Below are 22,293 nucleotides of genomic sequence, written 5' to 3' on the forward strand. Positions count from 1 at the left end.
CGAAGGTAAGCGCCATTGATTGCTGCCGAATTTTGATCTACGATGGGTATACTCCGTGTGACGATGTACGAAAAAGGCGCATCGGCATCAGCGCGATGCGCCTTGTCTTAAGATCGCTGATCTAGCGACCGAAACCGGCGCCTTTGACGATATCGACGCGGATTCGCTGGCCGGTGATACCGAAATCGTCGTCATTGATAAGAATCAATTCTTTTTGATTGGTCAAGCCCAGTCCTTCCAGCTTCTCGGCGAATTGCGGCTCGGCGCCGTCAAGCGAAGAAGCAATGAAGCGGAGTTTTTTTTCGACCGGTTTAACGCCTACCGCCGACAAATCCGGATATTGTTCAAGCGTTGGAATGGTCAGAGGGTCGTCCCATTCGGAACCCGCAATGTTGGTCGCGTCTTTCAGATCGATCTCGTACAACGCGGTTGCTTGGTCGGTGCGTTCGATCACCAGAAAACGCTCTTTATCGAGCCACATCATTTCGCTGATGCGCAGATCGCGTATCCGGTTGGCATCAGTCACACCGACATTTTGTAAGATACTGACCGGATCGAGCTGATAGACCCATTCGCCGATGACCTCGATCTTCGAACCTTTAGGATGTGCTTTCAGACGCGCTTTATAGAGGCGAATGTTCGGCGTATCACGCACTGATGTATTCGGGTTGTCGAGCGGGCTTTGTACGATGAAATACAGAAACCGGAAATCCGGCGAGACCGCCATTGATTCGATGCCGCGATTGATGCGGCGCTTGGCCAACAACTCCGGCAACGAGCCTTCGACCGGGTAGCCGGCAGGCAAGCCTTCAATCGGATGTGTGTACTCGTTCTCGGTACCGGCCGGCACGAAACGTTTCAGAATGCGTCCGTCCGATGCGACTTCGACAAAACCGGTAGCGTTCTCTTCGCCGATGAAAAACCGCCCGCCGAAATGAGGTAAGCGAACCAAGCCTTCGGCATCGATTGCGCCTGCATCTTGATCGAGCACGTTACCGGCGCCGTCGCGCGGTATCTCGGTCGTGCCGGTGATTTGCGGGTTCAACAAACCGCTGATCGGCGTGCCGTCAATATTGCGTAATGGAATGACTTTAAGCACTTTCAACAACCCGCTTTTTTCCATGCGCAGTTGATAGATACTGGGGGCGTAATCCGGACGTGGGTAGATACGCCCGACGCCGGCAGCGACTCCCCGCTGCGGATCGGCTGGACATGCAACTGCTGCGGTCAATCCCAATACCGAAGGCGCGGCATCGCAGGTAAAATTCGGTCCCCGGTCGCCGACCGTCCAAATGATGTTGGGGGCATCGCCCGGTCCTCGGTAACTGCCGCTGCCGGCACCGCCGAACAACGAAAGAGTTTGTCCTCCCGCCGGATGGGTGTAGTAACCCAAATCGAGCGATGGATCGTCGATTGCGGGCTCGAAAGAGGCCTTGATTTCAAGGGCCGATACGCCGGCAACCTGAACCAGGAGGCCCGCACCGATTAGTGATCGAATCATTTTTTTCATTTTGTCCTCAATTGTTATGGTTGATTTGATCGGGCTGACTGCAGTCAAACTCAACCGCTCGATTGCAGCCAGACGGACGCTTTCTTTTACTGCAACTGGTTATGTAAGTGCGAAAGTGTTTATACCACTGACGATAATCCGCCAGCGTTACGCAACCGTCATTGTTGTCGATGCTAACGCAAGCAGAGTCTGCTCTCGAATCGTTATAAAATGATGACGGTTCAAAGGCATTTTGATGAAAAGTAATACGCAATAGATACAAGCCATGAAGCATGCCGAAGGTTTTCGAAAAATGTATGGGGATTGCGCGGTTCTGAATAAGCAGGCTACGATCACGAAAAAATATACATCCCTGTACATAGAATTCCGGCAGTGAGGATAGAGTGGTTTGCTTGCTTATGGTAATGGTGTGGTGATCGACTGCGTTGAAAATTCGGACGGCGCTGGAAGTTTAACCGGTTCACCGTCTAGCGTTTGTTGTAAGTAGTCGATCAAACCTTGCACGTAATTAATGACGGTATCGGGGGGGGCATTTTAAGGCGGGTAAAAAAAACATGAAAAACAGTATAAACGGTATATACTGTTAATGAACTTGTCTTAAGGAGGCGTCATGAATACAACCAAGCCAAAATCAAAAAATTCGGCAATAGAATCAATTGAAACCGAAACCCCGCTTCCGGCAAAAAAAGCGCCTAAAAAACAGGCTGCTGCTAAATCAGCCGAATTTGCCGAGCCGGAAATTAACGTTAAAAAAGCTGAAAGCGAAGCTAAAAAGCCGCTCAAAAAGAAAAAAGCCGCCAAGTCCAAAGTGATCCGCGACAGTTTTTCGTTTCCTGAAGAGGATTACCAGAAAATTTCGGAGTTGAAGAAAACCTGCCTAACGGCCGGCGTTCATGTCAAAAAAGGTGAAATTCTTCGTGCCGGACTACATTTATTAACGAAATTGGACATTGATGGTCTAAAACAGGCTGTGGAGCAAGTCGAAAAAGTCAAAACCGGCCGGCCAAACGCTTCTGAATCTTAGCCGATAAGATCTATCGGATGGTTTTGGGCGTCTTCGTTAGCCATACCCCTCATCTTCATATACCTTTCACACTTCAAATTTCGGCAGTGCCAGAGGAGGCACCTGGGTGTCCGGTCGATTTTCGCTCCTGCAAAATCGACATTCACGCCATCCATGGCGCTGGCATAGAGACTACATGGACGTATTCACGGCGTCTTTTAGCGGACACCCAGGCGCCGAATTTTGATCTACGACGGGTATAAAGTTAGACAATTTTTGAGTATAGAGGGAGTAATTGGTTTTAACTGAATTGTCTTTTTTTCATGCTAGAGTTTTGGGATGCTGAATAAAAAACAATGCCATTGGCTGTCATGACCGGAGTTAAATTTCCTGAACTTGACCAATTAGAACGCATTATCGATCAACTCGGTACACGGGCTCAAACCGAGGTGATTTCGCGGATTCAATGCCGGGAGCTTGAATTTCCGATACATTGCATCAGCATCGGAGCGGCAGGGCCCGATGTGCCCGTTCTGGGTTTTTTCGGCGGTGTGCATGGACTCGAAAAAATCGGTTCCGAGGTGATCTTGTCCTACCTTCAAACCGTCGTTCAATTGCTGGATTGGGATCGTGAGTTGCTGACCCGCCTCGAGCAATTGCGATTGGTATTCGTGCCCATCGTAAATCCGGTCGGAGTTTATCTCGGTACTCGTTGTAATGGCAACGGCGTCGATTTAATGCGCAACTCACCCGTCGAGGGTCCGGGCAAACGCCGATTATATAGCGGGCATCGAATCTCGGCCCGACTGCCATGGTATCGAGGTAATAAAGTGAAAATGGAGCTGGAAGCGCAAGCTTTGTGTAACGTCGTTGAGCGCCACCTTTTCAACTCGCCCTTATCGATTGCGCTTGATTTACACTCGGGTTTCGGTGTTCGGGATCGCTTGTGGTTTCCGTACGCATCAAAAAAAACGCCTTTTACTTTTATTGCGGAAACCGTGGGCTTAAAGGAACGCTATGACCGTTGTTATCCGCATCATATTTACACGATTGAGCCGACTTGCAAAGAATACGTTATCAATGGCGATTTGTGGGATTACTTATTCGATGAGTTCGTTGAACGGTTTGGTACCGAACGGCTATTTCTTCCGTTTACGTTGGAGATGGGGTCTTGGATTTGGTTACGCAAAAACCCGATGCATCTCTTTCAGAAACACGGTTTGTTTCATCCGATCTTACCGCATCGCCGGGAGAGAATTCTAAGGCGGCACTTTATGCTGTTCGACTTTCTACAACGGAGTTTATTGTATCCGGAACATTGGGCAAAGCTCGATCAGCAACAAAAACAACATAATCAAAATAAGGCATTAGGTCTTTGGTATGGATGAGGTGCTCGGAAAACATTGGATTCTGCTTAGAGGCTTGGCTAGGGAGTCCGCGCATTGGGGCGATTTTGTACCGCTATTGCAAGATGCATTTCCGGCATCCCGGATCAGCTTGATCGATTTGCCGGGCACAGGTTGCTATTATCGAAAGGCCAGTCCATGTTCGATACGAGCGATAGTAGAAAGTGTTCGTGGTGATGCACTCGCGAAAGGCTGGCTGGAAAAGCCTGTCTCAATTCTGGGACTTTCACTCGGCGCGATGGTTGCCTGGGAATGGTTGAGTCGTCATCCTGAAGACATTGCGGGCGAGGTTTTGATGAATACCAGCTTTGCCGATCTAAGTCCATTTTATATGCGCTTACGTCGGCAAAGTTATCGCGATTTTGCAGAATTGGCGATGACGCGCGATATTTTTCGACGAGAATCCCGCATTGTTCGTTTGGTTAGTAATCGTAAAGATCGGTATGAGGCGACAATCGAGGAATGGTCGCGGATACAAAAAGCACGGCCTGTATCTACTAAAAATGCTTTACGGCAGATTGTTGCGGCAGCCACTTATAAGCCGAGTCATAGCAAGCCGCAACAGCCGGTTTTGTTATTGAACGGGCAGGGCGATCGTCTGGTATCGCCGGCATGCTCTGAAGCTATTCATAAAAAATGGCGTATTGAACTGCGTGCCCATCCCTGGGCAGGCCATGATTTGACTCTCGATGACGGCGGATGGGTGGCGACGCAAATACAGGATTGGGTGTCTCAAAGAACGTCGTGCATCGACAGAGATCCCGAGCAACTATACTCATCGTAGATCAAAATTCGTCACCGGGTGTTCGTCAAAGGACGCCGTGAATACGTCCATGTAGGCTCTATGCCAGCGCCTTGCTGGCAAAGCCTTTGCCGCACACCCCGGTGCCTCCTCAGGCGCTGCCGAAATTTGAAGTACGAAAGGCATAGTTCAATAACTTGCTATGTGCTATGAGCATGTATAGAGCATTCACTCACCCAAGAGGTTAGCGAGAACGATTAGGTAATGTCTTGAAATTCTTCAGGAACCTCGATTTCTTGATGGTTAAGCTGCCAAATTTAGGATCATGAGCAATGACTAGGCATAGACATCGATGCCGTCCTTGGCTGCGGACGTCGACTCGATCAACTTTACTACGGCTTCGCCTTCCGCTTCTTGTTGATCTTGAATTTTATTGAGTACCGCGACATTGGCATCGAGTGCGGTTTGCTGTACGGACATTCGGGTGGCTAGATTGGCTAAGCCCGAGACGGAATCTACCATGACATACTCCTCTTTTTTATTTAATCGCAAACGGGTTATCGGCAAGACCTCACGTTACTTGAGATGCGGCGTGTTTCGATTTTATGAGAAGGACTAATTATGGTTATGGCTCTCAGGTATGTATTGAAAACCGGAATGGTAGCGCCGCATTTCTATCGCAAGGAGCATTAAAAGGGGCCCCTATAAAGCGGCGCTGAAAAGGGAGAGAAACGTTGGAATTGTTATCCGATATAACGATGCTACTTAGTTAAAAAGCTATTTTTTTTGGAAATAATAAATGTCGCCGTATTTACCTTTGAGAGTCATGCTTTTTTCATCTTTTTCGATCAGGGAAAAAGTATCGAAGCGATCGGAGCGGCCTAATAGGGCAATTTTGAGTTTGCCGTCCTCTATTTCATACTTTACCGGCAATTGGTCATAGTATGAGCCCTCTCGAGGGATATTCGTTATAGTGACTTTTCCGTCATTAAAAGCCCAAGTATCTTCGCGTTTTATCGTTTCTTTGGTATCGAGTGACTTTTTAGTGTATTCCAATCTCCATTTTCCTTGAACGTCTTGTATCGATTCGAAGGCGGCTTCAGCCCACGCATGGCCTGTAATAGCCATTAAACCTAATAAAGCTGCAAATTTTATAATTTTCATAGTTTTACCTCTGTGTTAAATAAGCGGATTCATTGTACGCGCGTGCAGAAGGAAAGTATCTCGAAATATTTCGAATGCGATATGCTTTCGAATAGGCCCGCCAAAAAAGCAATGGTTGGTTAAATCCGCGAATTCATTTACAAGCTACCATTTTGAATAAATTTAACTACAATCAATTCCACGCATGCCTCCTTTTCGATTAAAGAGGCGAAGGTGGGGTTTAATGTAAATAGTCTCACGCGCTTTTTTTTCTTATCAGGAGCCGGCATATCTGTGCTCCGATACCGATATAAACCGTCTTAGGAATATGCAGAAATTTACTTCTACAAGTTTTAGGCATTGTGATGGTTCGGCGACTCGTTTGATAGGACGCCGTGAATACATCCATGTAAGCTCGGCGGCTATTTCTGCCGCCGACGCCCTTCAATCGAGCCACCGAACCCCCTCTCAGCATTTGTCGAAGTTATTTCATGCTCGTTCCTTATTTTGGATAATCAATGCAGGGATATGAAATTGTAAATATCTGGCTTATCGGCGGCATTATTCTCATGCTGCTGGAAATTTTGTTGCCCGGCGGGATAGTATTTTTTCTAGGTCTCGGCGCCGTTCTGGTTTCCGCTTTGCTATACGCCGGTTTGATAGAAGGCTGGTTACAAGCTTTTACCGTTTGGTTTATCGGCTCCCTAACGTTGGTCTTCGGATTGCGTGGGGTCGCCCAAAAATTCATTCCCGCACAAGTCGAACAGGGCAAGACCGATGAAGATCTGGACGCCTACGATGCAATTGCTAAAGTCTGCGAGGCTATACCCGCAGGCGGCGAGGGGCGCATTGCGTTTCGCGGAAGTACTTGGAAAGCAAGAAGCTATCGTAATGACCAAAATTTGGACGTTGGGGCCGAGGTGCGCATTATTTTTCGCGAAAATCTGGTGTGGGTGGTTGATGCCATCGAAACCAATAAAACCATGAACGAAACCGACTCGAATAATAACTCAATAAAATAGGAGTACGTTATGCTTACTACCCTTACGATATTCGTCATATTGGCCGGTATCATTTTTTGGAAGCTGTTGATTATCGTTCCGATGCGGCAATCTTGTGTCTTGGAGCGATTAGGCAATTTTCGATGCGTTCTGGAGCCCGGTTATCATGTTGTCGTGCCCTTTTTGGACAAGGTAGCCTATCGTCATGAGATTCGTGAGCAAGTGTTCGATATTCCGGCGCAAAGCTGCATCACCCGAGACAATATCCAGGTTGCGGTCGACGGTATCGTCTATTTGAAAGTCATGGATGCCAAACGGGCCAGTTACGGAATCGGCGATTATCAGATGGCCAGCGTTAATTTGGCGCAAACGACGATGCGTTCCGAAATCGGTAAGCTGACGCTCGGCGATACCTTTTATGAGCGCGATAAATTGAATGAAGCGATTGTACGAGAAATCGACAAAGCCTCGGACCCTTGGGGCATCAAGGTTATGCGTTACGAAATCAAAAATATTTCACCTTCTGCACAAGTGGTGCATACCTTGGAAAAGCAAATGGAGGCCGAACGCGAAAAGCGTGCGGAAATCACTTTGGCCATGGCGGAAAAAGAATCGAAAATTCTGATATCGGAAGGTCATCGTCAGGAGGCGATCAATATTTCCGAAGGCCAGAAACAAAAACGCATCAATGAGGCCTTAGGGCGCGCGAGTGAAATTGGGATACTAGCTGAAGCCTCCGCCGAGGGCTTGCAGAAAGTCGCGGCAGCCATCAAGAAGCCGGGCGGCGATATGGCGGTAAAAATGCGTTTGGTCGAGGATTTTATCGATCGAACAGGCGAGGTCATGAAAGGGGCCAACGTATCTGTGTTGCCTACCGATCTTGCTCACATCAAAGGTCTGCTGTCGGCGCTTAATCAAAACCTGCCGGTCGCTAAAATGGGAGCAAACAAATGAATAACGAAGTTAGTCCAATCGATTTGTTTAATTTTGCCGTATGGGGCATCATTTTTCTTGTCATCATTACACAGTTATTTCGCTCCATACGCATCGTTTCCACGCGCACCGCTCTGATTGTAGAGCGTTTAGGCAAGTATAAGGCTACATTGGGGCCCGGTTTTCATGTGTTGATCCCGTTTATCGATGTCGTGACCGCGATACAGGACTTGCGTGAAGAAACCATCGATGTTCCGCCGCAAGAATGTTTTTCCAAGGACGAGGTGCAGGTCGAAGTCGACGGCGTTATCTATATGTCGGTTTCCGACCCTATCAAAGCGACTTATGGCGTGACCGATTATCGGTTTGCCGCGATGCAGTTGGCGCAGACCACAACCCGTTCGGTGATCGGTACGTTGGAGTTGGACAAAACTTTCGAAGAGCGCGACATGATCAGTCAAGCGGTGGTGGATACGCTCAATGCCGCGGGTGAAACCTGGGGCGTGCATGTGCATCGTTACGAAATTAAGAATATCAAACCGCCGAGCACGGTTCAGTGTGCGATGGAAAAACAAGTGACCGCCGAGCGGGAAAAGCGGGCTATTTTGGCCAGAGCCGAAGGCGACAAGCAAAGCCGAATCAACACGTCCGAAGGTACGATGCGCGAACTGATCAATTTGTCGGAAGGCGAACGCCAACGCTTGGTCAACGAAGCCGAAGGTAGGGCGTCCGAAATTTTGGCCTTGGCGACCGCGACGGCCGAATCCATCGAGAAAATCGGTAATGCAGTCGTCCAGCCCGGCGGCGAGGAAGCCATTAAACTCAATTTATCGGAAAAATTTATCAATAATATCGCGCATTTGGCCGATGCTGAGACTTCGGTGATCTTTCCTGCCGATTTGACTAATTTGAACCAACTGTTGGAAGCGCTCGATTTACATATTGATCGTAAGGCAAGTGTATGATGGGTTGACTTCTTAGATGAACTTACACCTGCGGGACGGGTTATTTAACCCGTCCCTAACGTTTCGGTTTGGCCTAAGCGTTTCGGCTTGCTTCGGACACGGTTGCAAACCGCGTCCTGCCAAAGCTTAAGGCATTCAATTGCACTTTTAGGATGGCGGGTTGACTTCTTAGATGAACTTGTTTCGTGTACTCCCCTCAATCAAGTCGTTGCGAATGCTCGTCGGCGCTTGCCTGTTGTTATCGCTGTTTGTCGGTATAGGCGGCTTGGCGCACGGAAAAAAACCGAATGACTCAGCGGCTCCCGTATACCTGGTAAACATAGATGCCGTAATCAATCCGGGTACGGCCGCCCTGCTCGAGCATGCAATCGAAACAGCAGAAGCTTATTCCGCAGCTGCGTTGATTCTACGAATCAATACCCCGGGCGGCTTACTGAGTAGCACGCGAGACATGGTTCGCGCAATTTCGGAGTCTAAGGTGCCGGTCATCGGTTACGTGGGTCCTGCCGGCGCCAGCGCGACATCGGCCGGTGCATTTATTTTGCTGTCCACGCACCTTGCGGTGATGAATTCCGGTACGAATGTCGGGGCCGCATCGCCGGTTGCGGGCGATGGCGGCGAGATACAAGGTACCATGGCAAAGAAAATCATGAGCGATACCCGGGCTTTCATGCGGGGTATCGCCAAGCATCGCAATCGCAATGCGGATATTGCCGAACGTTTCGTTTCCGAAGCCGAAAGCCTATCCGCCGACGAAGCCTTGGAAGCCAATGTGGTCGATCTGGTGGTGCCGGGATTTTCTGATCTGATAAAAGCCGTTGACGGAGGTGAAATTCAATTTCAAGGCCAATTGCTTAAACTGGCTCTCTCGGATAAAGAAATTCGCCAGATTACGCCGCGGTTTATCGATCATATTTTGGGGCTAGTCGCGCATCCGCAGATCGCGCACATGTTGATTTCTGTGGGCCTACTCGCGATTTTTATCGAAATGCTCGCTCCGGGCCTAACTCTTCCCGGTATCCTTGGCACGATCGCGCTAGTTCTGGGCTTGGTCGGCATGCAAGCCTTACCCGTTAATCTTGGTTTTCTAGTGCTGTTATTGTTCGGTATTGCGTTGATGATCGCCGAATATTTCGTTGCCGGCTTCGGCGTGCTGGGTATCGGCGGAGCGATCGCCTTCGTGCTGGGTAGTTTGAATCTATTCGACGGCCCCATCCCGGCCGATCAGAGCAACACGATATTGTCGGTGAGTATCGCTGTGAGTGCAGCAATGCTGCTCGCTACGTTGCTTATTACCGGCAGCTTTATTTTCGGTTCGCGCCAAAAGGGCTTGAAAGGCAAAATCGGGGAAGCAATGGTCGATTTCGATAGCAACGGCTATGTGCTGATCGATCAACAACGATTCTCTGCCGATACGCTCGAACCGCTGCGTCACGGCGATCGGATCGAGGTTGTTAAAATTGATCGGAACGACCGCTTGCTGGTTAAAAAAGCACAGCAAAATTTGCCCCGCACGACAGACGAATCGGACAATGAAGTCAAGCAGACGGTCGCCGAGTCCCGTAGCATGATTCGGCGAATCGAACAGGCCGGCAATCGAATTCATAATCACGAATTCAAAAATCGGATAGAGCGTATTTGTATGATTGCCGACAGTATTTTGAGCGAAATCGAAGCCGACCCGCGAGATATTCGCAAAGCTCGAAAATTTCTGAACGTTTATCTCGATGGAGCGATGCAAGTCACCGAAGGCTATGCCAAAACGCACAGCCATATCCAATCCGGGCAATTGACACAGAATTTTCGTAATGTACTCGAAACAATTGAAGCGACCTTCCTGGAACAGCAACAAAAATTATTTGAAGATGACCTATTCGATCTTGATGTCAAAATTGAAGTATTAACCGCGCAACTTAAGCGGGAAGGTATTCGTTGATGCCGATCCTATCGTTTCCGCGCTCCAGCGTGGGAACAACAATTGCCGGGGGACTGAATGGTTACAATTTCGACAGCATTCATTACCCCTGGTTTTCTCTCTAACAGAGTACGTAAAAAGGTTTTCATCATTAATTCCTCTCATCGCCATCCAAGAAAAATATCTTGGTCCTCTCCATCCCAAGATTGATGGGATAATTGAACGACAATATGTTTCGGTTTATTCTGAAACCAGTAAGAGACCTTGTCGCTCTATGTCAAGTATAATAATCCGTCAAGTATAATAATTCCACTGGATACCGCAACGGACGCTCGGCTGGTTATACCTATCGTAATTCAAATTACGGCATTAACGGATGGACCTGCCATAGAGCCGACACGGATATATCATTGTCTTTTGACTATGATGACAACCCTTTCGAACCTTATAAAAAGCACGTAGGAGCAGGCGCACGATGACTGTTGAACTTATGATTAACTTTGCGGTGCAGTTTCTTGGAACCGTGGCAGTAGTATTCCTGGCCTATCGTTCCTTCCAAAAACGTCGGATTCAATTAGGCGCAGAACCGACGCTTCCGCAATATTTTATCCGCAGAAGCACCTATTGGTTAGGGGTTGCGTCGTACTGCGCGTTCATGGCGGCTCTATATTTATTACTGACTTTCCAGTGGTTGCCATTGGAGCCTTTGGTAACACTTATCGTTAAGAACCTTCGTTCTCGAGAGTTAGTGGATCTTCTGAATGGCTTGGACGGTACTACGATCGTACCGTTGATTGCCGCTGGGCTATTTCTATTTTTTATCGCTTGGGAAAGCAAAATTAATCCTTTGCTGATTTTGAGAGATAGCATACATGATGCTTTTGCCATCCCAACTAAGGCGGTAGAAGTTTATAACGCTCTAGTCACCTCAAGATTGTCGGCGGTTGACGAGAAACTGAAAGAGCAAATTGCCAATCGATTGTTAGTGTCGAGCATCGACCCCGGGGACTTTGACATGTCCAGTGCCACGGTCGAATATAAATGGGCTCATAATTGCCTGCTGTTTGATCGGATACAATATTATGCGAATCAGTCGTCTTTTCGTCGACTGTTCAACGAACCGTCTCTGAAATGGGGGGAAATTTGTATCTCCTATAACGCCATGTCGGAAAAAGTGGCAGTTTGGAAGGAAGCGGAGCCGCATTACACCAAGACAGTCAATTTGATCAAAGAGTTGGATCAACTCACCGGTTTATTGTGCCGCATGCTTGCCTCCTTGATTGTGTTCGGTAGCGCTAGCGAAAACGATATTTGGACAACCGTGAAGCAACTCGGTGGAAATGTTCACGAAGCCCGCTTGAAACACACCTATAAGTATATTCTGATTTTCATGGCGGCCTCCGCTATCGGAGTCATATTAGGCCGAGAAATTTCGGTTTCGTTACATAATGCTTTCCTGTTTCCGGATAAGCCTTTGGCCCATTTTAGCTATACAACGCTTCGTTGGATGGCTTATGTCATGCCGATGTATGTCCTTCCTTTAGCGTTGATCTTCGTTTTGCGGACGCTTGTCTTCAGCCGCCAGCGGGAGCAATACGATCGCTATTACGGGTTTTATATGACGATGATGATCATGGGCTTCGTTGTTAGTACCACGGTCTCGACACTGGTACTCGAGTTAACCTTCTACCGCAGAGAGTATTTCTTTTTTTGGGAAAGCTTTTTTGATCATATGCGTTGGGGAATCCTGCCGGCGCTGATATGCGGCTTTGTGGCTTATCGCATGGACACTCCGGTGACCGAATCGGAAACGCTAGGTAAATGCCTACTAGACGCGACGTTGCGATTTCTAGGATGGGGGGCGGTCGCCGTTATAATCATGCTTTATGCGACCGACGACTTGGGCATGCAAGAGTCGAATCTGCGTTTTACTGTAGTCGGTACGGCTTTCTTCGTAGTTGGTCTGCTTGGAGCCACGGCCCGTTTTAAAACCGCGCGTATCGACGATTAGGCGATTACCGTAAATAGACCGATAGTACTTAAATTTCAGTATTAGTGAAAGGGGTGTCGGGGTGTCGGGGTGTTAGGCGGATTTTTGCTCCTGCAAAATCTGCCCTGCTGCCGACATCCTCGCTAGCCACTCCCCATAACTTCATATGGTTATCCATTTTTTGAGTATAAAGGGACTGGTTGTCTCAGGCGTTCATTTCTTGGGCGGCGTCCAATAGTTCTTCAATAAAATGCCGGCTGTAGGCGGGTAAATAATTCTGTCGCAAGTAAGCAATTTTGGTCATCGAGCTGGGTATGAGTCCGGGCAAATTTCGGACGACCAAATCAGTATCGGCTATCGGATCATAGGCCATACTGGCGATCAAGCCGACACCCAATCCCAAACGCACATAAGTTTTAATGATATCGGTATCGGCTGCCGCCAGCACCACATCCATTTGCAATTCCCGGTCGTTAAAGGCCTTCTCGATATTGGAACGGCCTGTAAAGCCGAGCGAGTAGGTGAGAATGGGAAACGAGGCCAAGCGTTCCAAGGTCAAGTCCCCGCTAGCCAGCGGATGTTCTTTCGGGATGACGACGGCATGGTGCCATTCGTAACAGGGATTGATGATCAAGGTTTCATCTTCGGCGACCTTTTCGGTGCAAATGGCCAGATCGGCCTGATCGTTATGCAGAAAGTCGATCAGGTGGTCGGGCGAGGACTGCACGATATAAACCTTGACGCCGGGATATTTGGCGCGGAAGCGTTGTATCGGCTTCGGTAAAAAGTATTTTGCCTGGGTATGCGTCGTCGCGACATGCAAAATTCCGCTGTCGCCATTGCGGTATTCCGAGGCGAGCGATTTGATATTTTTTTTGGCTTGTTGAATGGTTGATGCCTGCGCCAATACCTTTTGTCCCAGTTCGGTCAGACCGGTCAGTTTTTTGCCGTTTCTTGTCAATAAAGGCGAGCCCAATTCCTCCTCGAATAAATGTAATTGCCGGCTAACCGCAGACTGGACGATATGCATGCTGTCGGCGGCCTTGGAGAGGTTGAAACCGTTTTCATGCAGAGTGCGAAGTAATTCAATCTGGCTGAGATTCATGAGATGCGATGGCCTGAAGCGTTTTTAATATCTAATTTTTAGAAGTATAAATCGAATTATATCGTTTTAATAATCAAAGAAATCCCGCTATTCTGAACCCAACAAATGGCCAGAGCCGTTTCGTTAGCGCGATTGAACGGATTCGTATTGAACTCCTCCTTAAATCATAGGGATATTTGTCAGGCGGAAAAACATCTCCGCCTGTTTTTTTCGCTACCTGAACAGAGCAAAGCCTAAGTACAACAAGGAGCAGGATAATGCCATTAGAACAACTCGTCGAACACTTCAATGACCGCCTTGAATGGGAGCATCATACCAATTTCCGTCCCTTCTTTTTAAAAGAAGGAGTCGTGCATGGTTTATTCGGTCCCATTCATATCACTACTGAACTGGCGCCTCTGCGCGAAACGCGGAAACCCTCAACGATAGCAGGCTATATTGCCAAGCTTAATGTCAGCACTTCCGAAATTCCGCATCTGCAAAGCCATGAATTGGATTTGATTATATCGCTGCCTGCACGGCAATCAATTTGTCCCGATTCCATAGTCGATTTTGATCGTTTAGCTCGTACCGTTCATATGCTCAATTTTTTGCCGATTTCCCATGAGCCGTTTTTTTTGCAACTAGAGGTCGATCCTAGGCATATTCTCGGCGTCAAGAAAGATCATGGAGCGTATTTTCAAGAAGTTATCGGGAAATGCGGTTTGGAGCCCAATAACATCGTAATTACTTTGAGTGTAAGCAGCGTCTATGCCAATTATTACGAAGTCTTGCTGAAGGGGCTTGAAAACTACCGGCAGCGCGGTTATCGAGTGGCCCTTAAATTTGATTACAACGGTTTGAGTGGTTCGGCTTTAGAGCTGATTACGGCCTTATCGCCAGATAATGTCGGTCTGTCGGCCAAGGATCTTGGCAGGATTCAAGACAATCAATTACCGCACAAACTGCATCGCTTGCACAAACTGACGGATTCGGTCGGTGGGCAAACAGCGTTGCTTGATATCGAGGATGCCAATATCAAGGCTTTGGCTCGTACGATTGGATTCAATTGGGTGCAAGGCGCTTATTACGAACAATCGGTTTCTTTGAACAAAGACACATTTTCTCGCCTTTCGGGAGTTGCATGATGAAAATTAAAATAGTAACCATACCGGGCTTTCATGGTAGTGACGATAAGCATTGGCAGAGCTGGTTGGAACGGCAGCTGCCTAACAGCGAGCGCGTTGGCGGTATCGATTGGGAACTGCCGCAAATTTTGACGTGGGCCAACGCTATCGAAAAGCATATCGATGCGACGCCCAACCGAGTGATTCTGGTCGCGCACAGTTTCGGCTGTCTGGCTAGCGCTTTGGTAGCATCACGTCTTCCTGAAAAAGTAGCCGGTTTGATCTTGGTCGCGCCGGCGTCGCCGCAGCGCTTTTCTATGACGGGGCCGATAGCTGTCGACTCGAGACCTCAAAACGATATTTCCGGTTTTTTGCCGAATCGACGACTCGATACATTGGGCTTGTTGGTAGCCAGTCAAAACGATCCCTGGATGCAATTCAGTCAGGCCGAACAATTCAGTCGTCAATGGGGTTTGACGCTTTATGACGCTGGCAATGCGGGCCACATCAACAGCGAGGCCGGCTATGGCGAGTGGCCGTTGATAGTGGAATGGGTCACGTCACTGCAAGTTTTGCTTGAAAGCGCTATGGTCAATTTATCGATTCAACTACCGAAAAAACTGATGTTTTCATCATCGCCCTATTCCGCCTAAGGAAAGGCTGCTTCTTTCTCAATAAAGCTTCCAACCGGAGCAATCCTTTGACAAAGGATTGCGATGCAAACCCTGCCATGCTTACTATCTTAGCCATGTTTCCTCAATGGCGTTTATTCTAAATTCGGCAGTTTAACCATGAAGCGCATGAAGTCTTTCAACGGCTTGTCCTAAAATTTCGAATAACCTTTTAGGGGGCAAAAATGATTTGCATAGACAGAATAAGCTATTGAGTTAACTTCTTATTCTTCATGATCTTCATGGTGAAATGCTTTTTCTAGGATCGAATAGTTGAACTCGCCATCTATTCGTTCAGTTAAACCAATGCGCATGTTTAATATGCAACGACAGCCGGTCGCCTTTTTGCAAAGCCAGTTCGCGAAATTGCTCGTTCGGCATTTCCGCAAAGATTGTCGTTGCCTTACCGTTAGTTCCGTCCTTGCTCAATTCCAGTCGGATGATAGCTCCTAGGTGTTGCCAATCTTTTAGGTAAACGGGGGAATTGGCGGGATCTTGCGGTTTTTCGACTTGGATATTGTGTGGACGCACGTGGGCGACGATTCCTTTCGGGTCGTCTATGATGATTCCGGCACCGGCGAGCCATGAACTGTCGTCTTTCTCCAGCTGAAAAACATTGGTATGACCGATGAAGCGAGACACGAAATCGTTGTTCGGACTGTCGTAAATCTCGCTGGGCGAGCCTTTTTGTTCGATCTTGCCGTGATTGAGCACGACAATCTGGCTTGCGACTTCCATTGCTTCTTCCTGGTCGTGCGTCACGAAAATGCTGGTGACGTTCAGCTCATGATGCAAATGCCGCAGCCACAGGCGCAAGTCCTTGCGCACACTGGCGTCGAGCGCGCCGAACGGCTCGTCCAGCAACAACACCGACGGTTCGACCGCCAAGGCGCGGGCCAATGCGATGCGTTGGCGTTGACCGCCGGATAGTTGATCGGGAAAACGGTCGGCCAACCAGTCCAATTGCACCAGATTGAGAAGCGCATGCACTTTTTCCTGGATTTTGGTTTCGCTAGGACGTTCCTTTCTCGGTTTGACCCTGAGACCGAAGGCGATATTGTCGAATACCGTCATGTGCCGGAATAGCGCGTAATGTTGAAAAACAAAGCCGATTTGCCGGTTTTTGACCGGTTGGTCGGTGACATCGCTGCCGTTCAATAAAACCTGTCCTCGATCCGCTTGTTCCAGTCCGGCGATGATGCGTAGTAAGGTGGTCTTGCCACAGCCGGACGGCCCCAGTAAGGCGACCAATTCGCCTTCGGGGATTTCCAGGTTGATATTGTCCAGAGCAGCGAAATTGCCGAAGCGTTTGCCGATATTGTTTAAAGTAATGCTCATAGTGATGCTCTCGTTCAATTTGTTTATGTAGGTGGGGTTGAACAACGTGAAACCCAGCTTAATGGTTTTTCAAATGGTTCCCACGCTCTGTGTCACTGGCATTAAGTTAAGGTAAGTCCGTCATTCCGCCATGGACTGCCGGAATCCAGTGCCATGGATGGCAAGCTTTTGAGGCACAGTAGAGCCTGAATGCAAGCATTACTTCTCTCTGTGACGGCTTCACTTAATGGCAGTGACGCGGAGCTTGGGAGTGATGAAAGCAGTTTATACCGCCTTCCTATCCTGCTTTTGCCGCCATTCCAAATAGGTTTTCACAATCAAGGTAACCACCGCCAAGCCTGCCAGCAGCGAGGCGCTGGCGAACGAGCCGACGAAGTCGTATTCGTTGTAGGTAATTTCGACATGCAGCGGCAGAGTATTGGTCAGCCCTCGAATATGGCCGGAAACCACCGACACCGCGCCGAACTCGCCCATCGCCCGGGCATTACAGAGTAGTACGCCGTACAGCAGCCCCCATTTGATATTGGGAAGGGTAACTTTAAAAAAAGTTTGCCAACCGCTGGCGCCCAGCGATAAAGCGGCTTCTTCCTCTTCATGCCCCATTTCCTGCATCAATGGGATCAACTCGCGGGCGACGAACGGAAAGGTCACGAACAAAGTCGCTAGAATGATGCCGGGCACCGCGAAGATGACCTTGATATCGTATTCGGACAGCCATGGGCCTAGCCAGCCTTGAGCGCCGAATACCAGCACGAAGATCAAACCGGCGATGACCGGCGACACCGAGAACGGCAGGTCGATCAGCGTGATCAATAAACTTTTACCGCGAAACTCGAAACGGGCGATGGCCCACGCCGCGCAAATGCCGAAAAAAGTTGTTAGCGGCACGGTCACTGCGGCGGTCAACAGTGTCAGCCGTATTGCCGCTAGGGTGTCGGGGTGAGCCAGGCTGTCGCTGTATGCCGTCCAGCCTTTGCTGAAGGCTTCGATCAGTACGGTCGCCAGCGGCAGGATCAAGAACAGCCCGATAATCGCCAAGGTTACGCCTATCAGTCCAAAGCGAACCCAGCCCGGATCGTTTAGCGCGATCGGTTTAGGTTGGTATGCATGAGTTGCAGTCACTGTATTCATTTGAGCGTCTCTCAGAGTTGGCCGCTGCGGCGGCGTACCCACCATTGCAGCGCGTTGACCAGTAATAACAATAAAAACGAAATGACCAGCATGGTCAGTCCGATCGCGGTCGCGCCGGCATAGTCGTATTGCTCCAGCTTCGTGATGATCAGCAGCGGCACGATTTCGGACACATAAGGCATGTTGCCGGCGATGAAAATGACCGAGCCGTACTCGCCGACTCCGCGCGCGAAGGCCAGTGCGAAACCGGTCAGTGTTGCCGGCAGGATATTGGGCAGAATGATTCGGATGAAAGTCTGCAGACGATTGGCGCCTAGGCTCGCGGCCGCTTCCTCCATTGCCGTGTCGAATTCCTGCAGCACCGGTTCGACTGTACGCACGACAAACGGTAGTCCGATAAAAATCAGCGCAAACACGATACCAAGGGGCTTATAGGCGATTTGCACGCCCAGCGTGTCCATGACGATACGACCGATCCAGCCATTAGGCTCGTAGATCGCCGCCAACACGATGCCGGCAACGGCGGTGGGCAGCGCGAACGGCAGATCGATCAAGGCGTCGAATAGGCGCTTGCCGGGAAACGGATAGCGCACCAGGGTCCAGGCGATGATAAAGCCGAACAGCGCGGCGATACCGGCCGCAATCAACGCTGAAACAAAACTGACCCGGAACGAAGCCTGAACCCGGGCATTGGTCAGTATGTCCCCGTATTGATCCAGGCTGAGCTGCATACTTTTGAACACCAGTGCACTCAAGGGAATCAGCACGATCAACGCCAGATAAAACAGCGTAAACCCGAGTGTGGGGCGAAACCCCGGCATAATATGGCTTTGTGGCATTTCGGTAGCCTTTAATAAATTGCAAAAAACAGCGGTGTGATATCTCTCATCCGTTCTTTGTGACGATAAAGCGGTCGGGTATTGCTGTTTCCCAAACTCCGGTTTGGGAAACCATTTCCGCAAGCTCTAGCATTCCCACGCAGAACACTCATCGTTAGACATAAATCGTGTATTACCGTCATGCCATCATAGCTAATGTGGGCTCGATACCATTTATAGTCTCCTAACTTTCCCGGCTTCGAAATCGCGATCAGGGGATCGCTCCCACAGAACATTCGGAACCCTTGTGGGAGCGACGCCTTCGTCGCGATTATCGAAGCCACTGACTTTCAATATCCGCAGATTTATCAAACAGCACTATCCCCAGATATTCGATAATCTTTGTTCAGCACGTTTGTTTCTGGTTCCCACGGTCTCCCCGTGGGAATCCATAATTTGGTTGTCGAGGTAATAGCGGTATGCATTCCCAGGCTGGAGCGGAGGGGATGAGGAAAAACTCTGCGCCTCCGTGCGAGAACTTTCTGGTCTCCAAGATCCTCCGTGTGAGCGATGTGGATATTACGGTGCATAGATTTGATCGAAGGTGCCGCCGTCATCGAAGTGCTCGGCCTGTGCCTTATGCCAGCCGCCGAAGAATTCATCCACGGAAAGCCGTTCCAATTTCGGGAAGCGCTCCAAATCTTTTGGGTCGGCGTGTTCCGGTTGGAATGGGCGGTAATAATATCGGGCCGCCAGTTTTTGCCCGACCGGCGAGTACAAGTAATTCAAATAAGCTTCAGCCAAGTCACGGGTACCGCGTTTCTCGACGGTCTTGTCCACGACCGTGACCGGTGTTTCAGCCAAAATGCTGATCGGCGGCACGACGATTTCGAATTGATCGGTGCCGTATTGATCGATAGCCAGAAAGGCTTCGTTTTCCCAGGCCAGCAAGACATCGCCGATGCGGCGTTGTACGAAGGTGGTCGTCGAGCCGCGCGCGCCGGAATCCAGAATCGGTACGTTTTTAAACAGTTTGTTGACGAAATCCTTGGCGGCCTCCGGGTTACCGTATTTTTTTTCAGCGAAGGCCCAGGCGGCTAGATAGTTGTAACGGGCGCCGCCGGAAGTTTTCGGGTTCGGCGTAATCACGGCAACGCCGTCCTTGATTAAATCGTCCCAATCCTTGATGCCTTTGGGGTTGCCCTTGCGCACCAGAAATACGATCGTCGAGGTATAGGGCGCGCTATTGTTCGGCAGGCGCTTTTGCCAGTCTTTATCGAGCTTCCCGGAAATTTCGGCAATCTGGTCGATGTCGTACGACAAGGCCAGCGTCAACACATCGCCTTCCAAACCGTCGATGACCGCGCGCGCCTGTTTGCCTGCGCCGCCGTGCGACTGTTGTATCGTCACCGTCTCGCCGGTCTTGGTTTTCCAATCGGCGATGAATGCTTTATTGAACGCCTGATACAGCTCTCGGGTCGGGTCGTAGGAGATGTTCAGCAACGTTCGGTCGGCAAATGCGCCGGTAGCGCTTAATAATCCTGCCGCGAGCAGGGCGGTTTTGAGCCATTTTTGAGGTTTCATAAGTGTTCCTGGTTTCGAGGGTTATTTGAAAATATCGAGTGCGTTGAACGACAATTCCACATAGATAAAGTCCGATTGGTTCGATTTCGTGCCATTGGCGGCCACTTGTCGGTTTTTGGTAAATTCACCGTTCGTGAAATGGGTATAACCGACGTTGGCGGCAATATAAGGCGTTATGTTGTAGCGGGCGCGGAAATCGAGACCGTGGCCTAAAAAGTCGCCGCTATTGCCGGTCGGGTCGCGATTGAAACTGCTGCCGTCTAACAGGTTGTTAAAACGGTCGGTATTACTCTCCAGCCAGAAGGCGCTGTAACCGCCGTCGAGTTTTAGCCCCTTGATAGGCTCGAATTCGATTTTGACCTTGGGTGCGATCACGTTTTCAGGGATCATGTAATCATCCGATGACCAGGGTCTGGCGAAGCCGAAGAAGCGTTCGAAACGGTTGTTTTTGTTGTCGTTGGGGTCTTTGTCCCCAGTGACATGACCGTAAAATGCGCTGATCCGAGGTTTCCATGGGTGCTCCAAGAAGGTGTAACCGACTTCTGCGGTGACCATATAGGCATCATGTTGCCGTCCGTCGTCGCGGCCGAATTGATAGGTGCCGGTCAGATCGTAATCGATGCCGGTATCGCTTACCCAGCCGGACAAGCGCAACCCTGTGGCGTGAATATCCCGCGCGCGGTTGCGGTTGCCGGGACTCGCATCTTGTCTAAGCGCCATGTAATAAGGCTCGATAGTCACGATATCGGACCATTTGCGCCAGTGACCGATCGCCGCAGAAAACCACTGATCTTGGTTCGGTTTGTCGAAATCGGTCATCAGTCGGGTCAACGGTTGCAGGGCCAGTAAATCGAGTGCCCAATCGTTGGCGTCTTCTCCCAGACTGGCGCGAAAACCTTGAAAAGTATTGGTGGTGTTGCGCCATTTGTTCAAGCCGATCAAGCGCCTGTCCAAAAATTCGAACGCCATGCGCCCCGCACGAATGAAGGCGGGTCTGGCATTGCCGCGATCGTCGTAACCCAGTGCATCCTTGAAATGCAGCTCCATATAGCCTTGAATCAGTTCGAATTCGTTGATGTCGCGGTTATCGCGGTCAAACTGGCTGTTATAGCGGCGCGCATCTTCGAATTCGGCGACGGCGCGCAACGGGTCCAGAATTTCTTTGATCCCGAGATAGGCGCGGGTTCGGAGTAAAATAGGCTCGTCCAAACTGCGGCTAGGACGGCGGCGCACGTCGTTTTCACGGCGTTCATAGCGCATCCGGTAATCGAGACCGACATCCAGCCAAGTGATATCTTCCGTACCTTTTATTCCGGTTTTACTGAGATTGCGGACATAGTCGGGCGGGTCGGTTTCGCGTTTGGTTCCGTAGCTCCCCGGTTCTATATAATAGCTGCTTGGCTGCTCGTCCGTTTTGGCCACAGCATGCTGAGCCGGATGAATCAATAAACTGCCGGCCACGAGCCATCCGGCAGTCTTTCTATAAATCGACATGGTTTATTCCCCCTTGAAAATACAGCCACTTCCGGTGTTCCGGTCAGGCAACCGCTAAATTTTATGATCTATCGCCGATGGCTCGGTGGATTAAGCGTTTGTTTTATCTAGTTTTGATCCGAAATTTTTCGTGCCGGTCGATTTGCACGATGCGGCCGTCGTGCACCACAATCTCAATCGAGCCGAAACGAATCGTCTGCAAAATCGATATGATGTGTGCAGCGATTTCCTGATGGTTATCCAGTTTTAATAAATCAAGATCTAATGGTTTATTCATACAATTTCCGCGCTTCACTTAATTCTGTGTTGATGTGCTGAATTGGTGTTGTGCGAATGTTAATGAAATAGCAGAAACAAATGAAACGATATAATTAGATTTTTATATCTAATTATTAGATATTTGAATATAGAGGCGACGCCATTATTCGGCAAGTTGAT

General features: G+C 49.4%; 20 protein-coding genes. 10 read left to right on the forward strand and 10 right to left on the reverse strand.

Going from position 1 to position 22,293, the window contains the following annotated elements:
• Positions 1-121: 121 nt before the first annotated feature.
• Positions 122-1,510 carry an esterase-like activity of phytase family protein gene (locus tag EQU24_RS01565; protein WP_017841187.1) on the reverse strand — a complete coding sequence of 463 codons (1,389 nt, stop codon included), beginning with the start codon at positions 1,508-1,510 and terminating at the stop codon, positions 122-124.
• A gap of 610 nt (positions 1,511-2,120) precedes the next feature.
• Here EQU24_RS01565 and EQU24_RS01575 point away from each other — a divergent pair.
• The 3 genes from EQU24_RS01575 to EQU24_RS01590 all read left to right on the forward strand — a co-directional run bounded on the left by EQU24_RS01575 (position 2,121) and on the right by EQU24_RS01590 (position 4,703).
• Positions 2,121-2,534 carry a hypothetical protein gene (locus tag EQU24_RS01575; RefSeq protein WP_014146746.1) on the forward strand — a complete coding sequence of 138 codons (414 nt, stop codon included), beginning with the start codon at positions 2,121-2,123 and terminating at the stop codon, positions 2,532-2,534.
• A gap of 350 nt (positions 2,535-2,884) precedes the next feature.
• Positions 2,885-3,901 (forward strand): M14 family zinc carboxypeptidase, encoded by a 1,017-nt coding sequence (locus tag EQU24_RS01585; RefSeq protein WP_026130224.1) that lies wholly within the window; start codon positions 2,885-2,887, stop codon positions 3,899-3,901.
• Positions 3,894-4,703 (forward strand): alpha/beta fold hydrolase, encoded by an 810-nt coding sequence (locus EQU24_RS01590; RefSeq protein WP_017841185.1) that lies wholly within the window; start codon positions 3,894-3,896, stop codon positions 4,701-4,703. Before EQU24_RS01585 ends, EQU24_RS01590 begins: the two co-directional genes overlap by 8 nt.
• Before the next feature lie 294 nt (positions 4,704-4,997).
• Here EQU24_RS01590 and EQU24_RS01595 read toward each other — a convergent pair whose 3' ends face one another.
• Both EQU24_RS01595 and EQU24_RS01600 read right to left on the reverse strand, forming a co-directional pair.
• Positions 4,998-5,183, reverse strand: a complete 186-nt coding sequence (locus tag EQU24_RS01595; RefSeq protein WP_017841184.1) for a putative motility protein — start codon at positions 5,181-5,183, stop codon at positions 4,998-5,000.
• Between the two features lie 255 nt (positions 5,184-5,438).
• Complete coding sequence (locus tag EQU24_RS01600) at positions 5,439-5,825, reverse strand: hypothetical protein (RefSeq protein WP_014146750.1); 387 nt, start codon at positions 5,823-5,825, stop codon at positions 5,439-5,441.
• 497 nt (positions 5,826-6,322) lie between these two features.
• Here EQU24_RS01600 and EQU24_RS01605 point away from each other — a divergent pair, with 497 nt between their 5' ends.
• From EQU24_RS01605 to EQU24_RS01625, 5 genes are all read left to right on the forward strand, one after another.
• Positions 6,323-6,826 carry an NfeD family protein gene (locus EQU24_RS01605; protein WP_014146751.1) on the forward strand — a complete coding sequence of 168 codons (504 nt, stop codon included), beginning with the start codon at positions 6,323-6,325 and terminating at the stop codon, positions 6,824-6,826.
• A gap of 9 nt (positions 6,827-6,835) precedes the next feature.
• Positions 6,836-7,759: an SPFH domain-containing protein gene (locus EQU24_RS01610; RefSeq protein WP_014146752.1), complete on the forward strand. Its 924-nt coding sequence runs from the start codon at positions 6,836-6,838 to the stop codon at positions 7,757-7,759.
• Positions 7,756-8,703 carry an SPFH domain-containing protein gene (locus EQU24_RS01615; RefSeq protein WP_017841182.1) on the forward strand — a complete coding sequence of 316 codons (948 nt, stop codon included), beginning with the start codon at positions 7,756-7,758 and terminating at the stop codon, positions 8,701-8,703. The genes EQU24_RS01610 and EQU24_RS01615 overlap by 4 nt, the downstream gene beginning before the upstream one ends.
• 214 nt (positions 8,704-8,917) lie before the next feature.
• Complete coding sequence (locus EQU24_RS01620) at positions 8,918-10,639, forward strand: 5-bromo-4-chloroindolyl phosphate hydrolysis family protein (protein ID WP_175421652.1); 1,722 nt, start codon at positions 8,918-8,920, stop codon at positions 10,637-10,639.
• A 454-nt stretch (positions 10,640-11,093) separates the two neighbouring features.
• Complete coding sequence (locus EQU24_RS01625; RefSeq protein ID WP_014146756.1) at positions 11,094-12,629, forward strand: hypothetical protein; 1,536 nt, start codon at positions 11,094-11,096, stop codon at positions 12,627-12,629.
• A 184-nt stretch (positions 12,630-12,813) separates the two neighbouring features.
• Here the strand turns inward: EQU24_RS01625 and EQU24_RS01630 are convergent, their stop codons facing one another.
• Positions 12,814-13,713, reverse strand: a complete 900-nt coding sequence (locus EQU24_RS01630) for a LysR substrate-binding domain-containing protein (protein WP_017841180.1) — start codon at positions 13,711-13,713, stop codon at positions 12,814-12,816.
• A 257-nt stretch (positions 13,714-13,970) separates the two neighbouring features.
• Between EQU24_RS01630 and EQU24_RS01635 the strand changes: the two genes are divergently transcribed.
• Positions 13,971-14,840, forward strand: a complete 870-nt coding sequence (locus EQU24_RS01635) for an EAL domain-containing protein (RefSeq protein ID WP_017841179.1) — start codon at positions 13,971-13,973, stop codon at positions 14,838-14,840.
• Positions 14,837-15,472 (forward strand): RBBP9/YdeN family alpha/beta hydrolase, encoded by a 636-nt coding sequence (locus EQU24_RS01640; protein WP_017841178.1) that lies wholly within the window; start codon positions 14,837-14,839, stop codon positions 15,470-15,472. Before EQU24_RS01635 ends, EQU24_RS01640 begins: the two co-directional genes overlap by 4 nt.
• 312 nt (positions 15,473-15,784) lie before the next feature.
• Here EQU24_RS01640 and EQU24_RS01645 read toward each other — a convergent pair whose 3' ends face one another.
• From EQU24_RS01645 to EQU24_RS01670, 6 genes are all read right to left on the reverse strand, one after another.
• Positions 15,785-16,828, reverse strand: coding sequence for a sulfate/molybdate ABC transporter ATP-binding protein (locus EQU24_RS01645; RefSeq protein WP_017841177.1), 1,044 nt, complete (start codon positions 16,826-16,828; stop codon positions 15,785-15,787).
• Between the two features lie 264 nt (positions 16,829-17,092).
• Positions 17,093-17,959, reverse strand: a complete 867-nt coding sequence (cysW, locus tag EQU24_RS01650) for a sulfate ABC transporter permease subunit CysW (RefSeq protein ID WP_017841176.1) — start codon at positions 17,957-17,959, stop codon at positions 17,093-17,095.
• An 11-nt stretch (positions 17,960-17,970) separates the two neighbouring features.
• The gene (gene cysT, locus EQU24_RS01655; RefSeq protein ID WP_017841175.1) at positions 17,971-18,798 is read right to left on the reverse strand and encodes a sulfate ABC transporter permease subunit CysT; all 828 of its coding nucleotides are present in this window, start codon (positions 18,796-18,798) and stop codon (positions 17,971-17,973) included.
• Positions 18,799-19,356: 558 nt separating this feature from the next.
• On the reverse strand, positions 19,357-20,361 hold the full coding sequence (locus tag EQU24_RS01660; RefSeq protein WP_017841174.1) for a sulfate ABC transporter substrate-binding protein: 1,005 nt from the start codon (positions 20,359-20,361) through the stop codon (positions 19,357-19,359).
• Between the two features lie 21 nt (positions 20,362-20,382).
• Positions 20,383-21,855 (reverse strand): alginate export family protein, encoded by a 1,473-nt coding sequence (locus tag EQU24_RS01665; RefSeq protein WP_017841173.1) that lies wholly within the window; start codon positions 21,853-21,855, stop codon positions 20,383-20,385.
• 103 nt (positions 21,856-21,958) lie between these two features.
• Positions 21,959-22,132: a YezD family protein gene (locus EQU24_RS01670; protein ID WP_014146765.1), complete on the reverse strand. Its 174-nt coding sequence runs from the start codon at positions 22,130-22,132 to the stop codon at positions 21,959-21,961.
• Between the last annotated feature and the right edge of the window lie 161 nt (positions 22,133-22,293).

Source organism: Methylotuvimicrobium buryatense (genome assembly GCF_005931095.1).
GTDB lineage: Bacteria > Pseudomonadota > Gammaproteobacteria > Methylococcales > Methylomonadaceae > Methylotuvimicrobium > Methylotuvimicrobium buryatense.

Bases quoted from the DNA above. Each gene is read 5' to 3' on its own strand.
- EQU24_RS01600 (WP_014146750.1), bottom strand. From the start codon at position 5,825: ATGAAAATTATAAAATTTGCAGCTTTATTAGGTTTAATGGCTATTACA.
- EQU24_RS01630 (WP_017841180.1), bottom strand. From the start codon at position 13,713: ATGAATCTCAGCCAGATTGAATTACTTCGCACTCTGCATGAAAACGGT.
- EQU24_RS01645 (WP_017841177.1), bottom strand. From the start codon at position 16,828: ATGAGCATTACTTTAAACAATATCGGCAAACGCTTCGGCAATTTCGCT.
- EQU24_RS01615 (WP_017841182.1), top strand. From the start codon at position 7,756: ATGAATAACGAAGTTAGTCCAATCGATTTGTTTAATTTTGCCGTATGG.
- EQU24_RS01625 (WP_014146756.1), top strand. From the start codon at position 11,094: ATGACTGTTGAACTTATGATTAACTTTGCGGTGCAGTTTCTTGGAACC.
- EQU24_RS01660 (WP_017841174.1), bottom strand. From the start codon at position 20,361: ATGAAACCTCAAAAATGGCTCAAAACCGCCCTGCTCGCGGCAGGATTA.
- EQU24_RS01605 (WP_014146751.1), top strand. From the start codon at position 6,323: ATGCAGGGATATGAAATTGTAAATATCTGGCTTATCGGCGGCATTATT.
- EQU24_RS01635 (WP_017841179.1), top strand. From the start codon at position 13,971: ATGCCATTAGAACAACTCGTCGAACACTTCAATGACCGCCTTGAATGG.
- EQU24_RS01670 (WP_014146765.1), bottom strand. From the start codon at position 22,132: ATGAATAAACCATTAGATCTTGATTTATTAAAACTGGATAACCATCAG.
- EQU24_RS01585 (WP_026130224.1), top strand. From the start codon at position 2,885: ATGACCGGAGTTAAATTTCCTGAACTTGACCAATTAGAACGCATTATC.
- EQU24_RS01610 (WP_014146752.1), top strand. From the start codon at position 6,836: ATGCTTACTACCCTTACGATATTCGTCATATTGGCCGGTATCATTTTT.
- EQU24_RS01620 (WP_175421652.1), top strand. From the start codon at position 8,918: ATGCTCGTCGGCGCTTGCCTGTTGTTATCGCTGTTTGTCGGTATAGGC.
- EQU24_RS01595 (WP_017841184.1), bottom strand. From the start codon at position 5,183: ATGGTAGATTCCGTCTCGGGCTTAGCCAATCTAGCCACCCGAATGTCC.
- EQU24_RS01640 (WP_017841178.1), top strand. From the start codon at position 14,837: ATGATGAAAATTAAAATAGTAACCATACCGGGCTTTCATGGTAGTGAC.
- EQU24_RS01590 (WP_017841185.1), top strand. From the start codon at position 3,894: ATGGATGAGGTGCTCGGAAAACATTGGATTCTGCTTAGAGGCTTGGCT.
- EQU24_RS01575 (WP_014146746.1), top strand. From the start codon at position 2,121: ATGAATACAACCAAGCCAAAATCAAAAAATTCGGCAATAGAATCAATT.
- EQU24_RS01565 (WP_017841187.1), bottom strand. From the start codon at position 1,510: ATGAAAAAAATGATTCGATCACTAATCGGTGCGGGCCTCCTGGTTCAG.
- EQU24_RS01665 (WP_017841173.1), bottom strand. From the start codon at position 21,855: ATGTCGATTTATAGAAAGACTGCCGGATGGCTCGTGGCCGGCAGTTTA.
- cysW (WP_017841176.1), bottom strand. From the start codon at position 17,959: ATGAATACAGTGACTGCAACTCATGCATACCAACCTAAACCGATCGCG.
- cysT (WP_017841175.1), bottom strand. From the start codon at position 18,798: ATGCCACAAAGCCATATTATGCCGGGGTTTCGCCCCACACTCGGGTTT.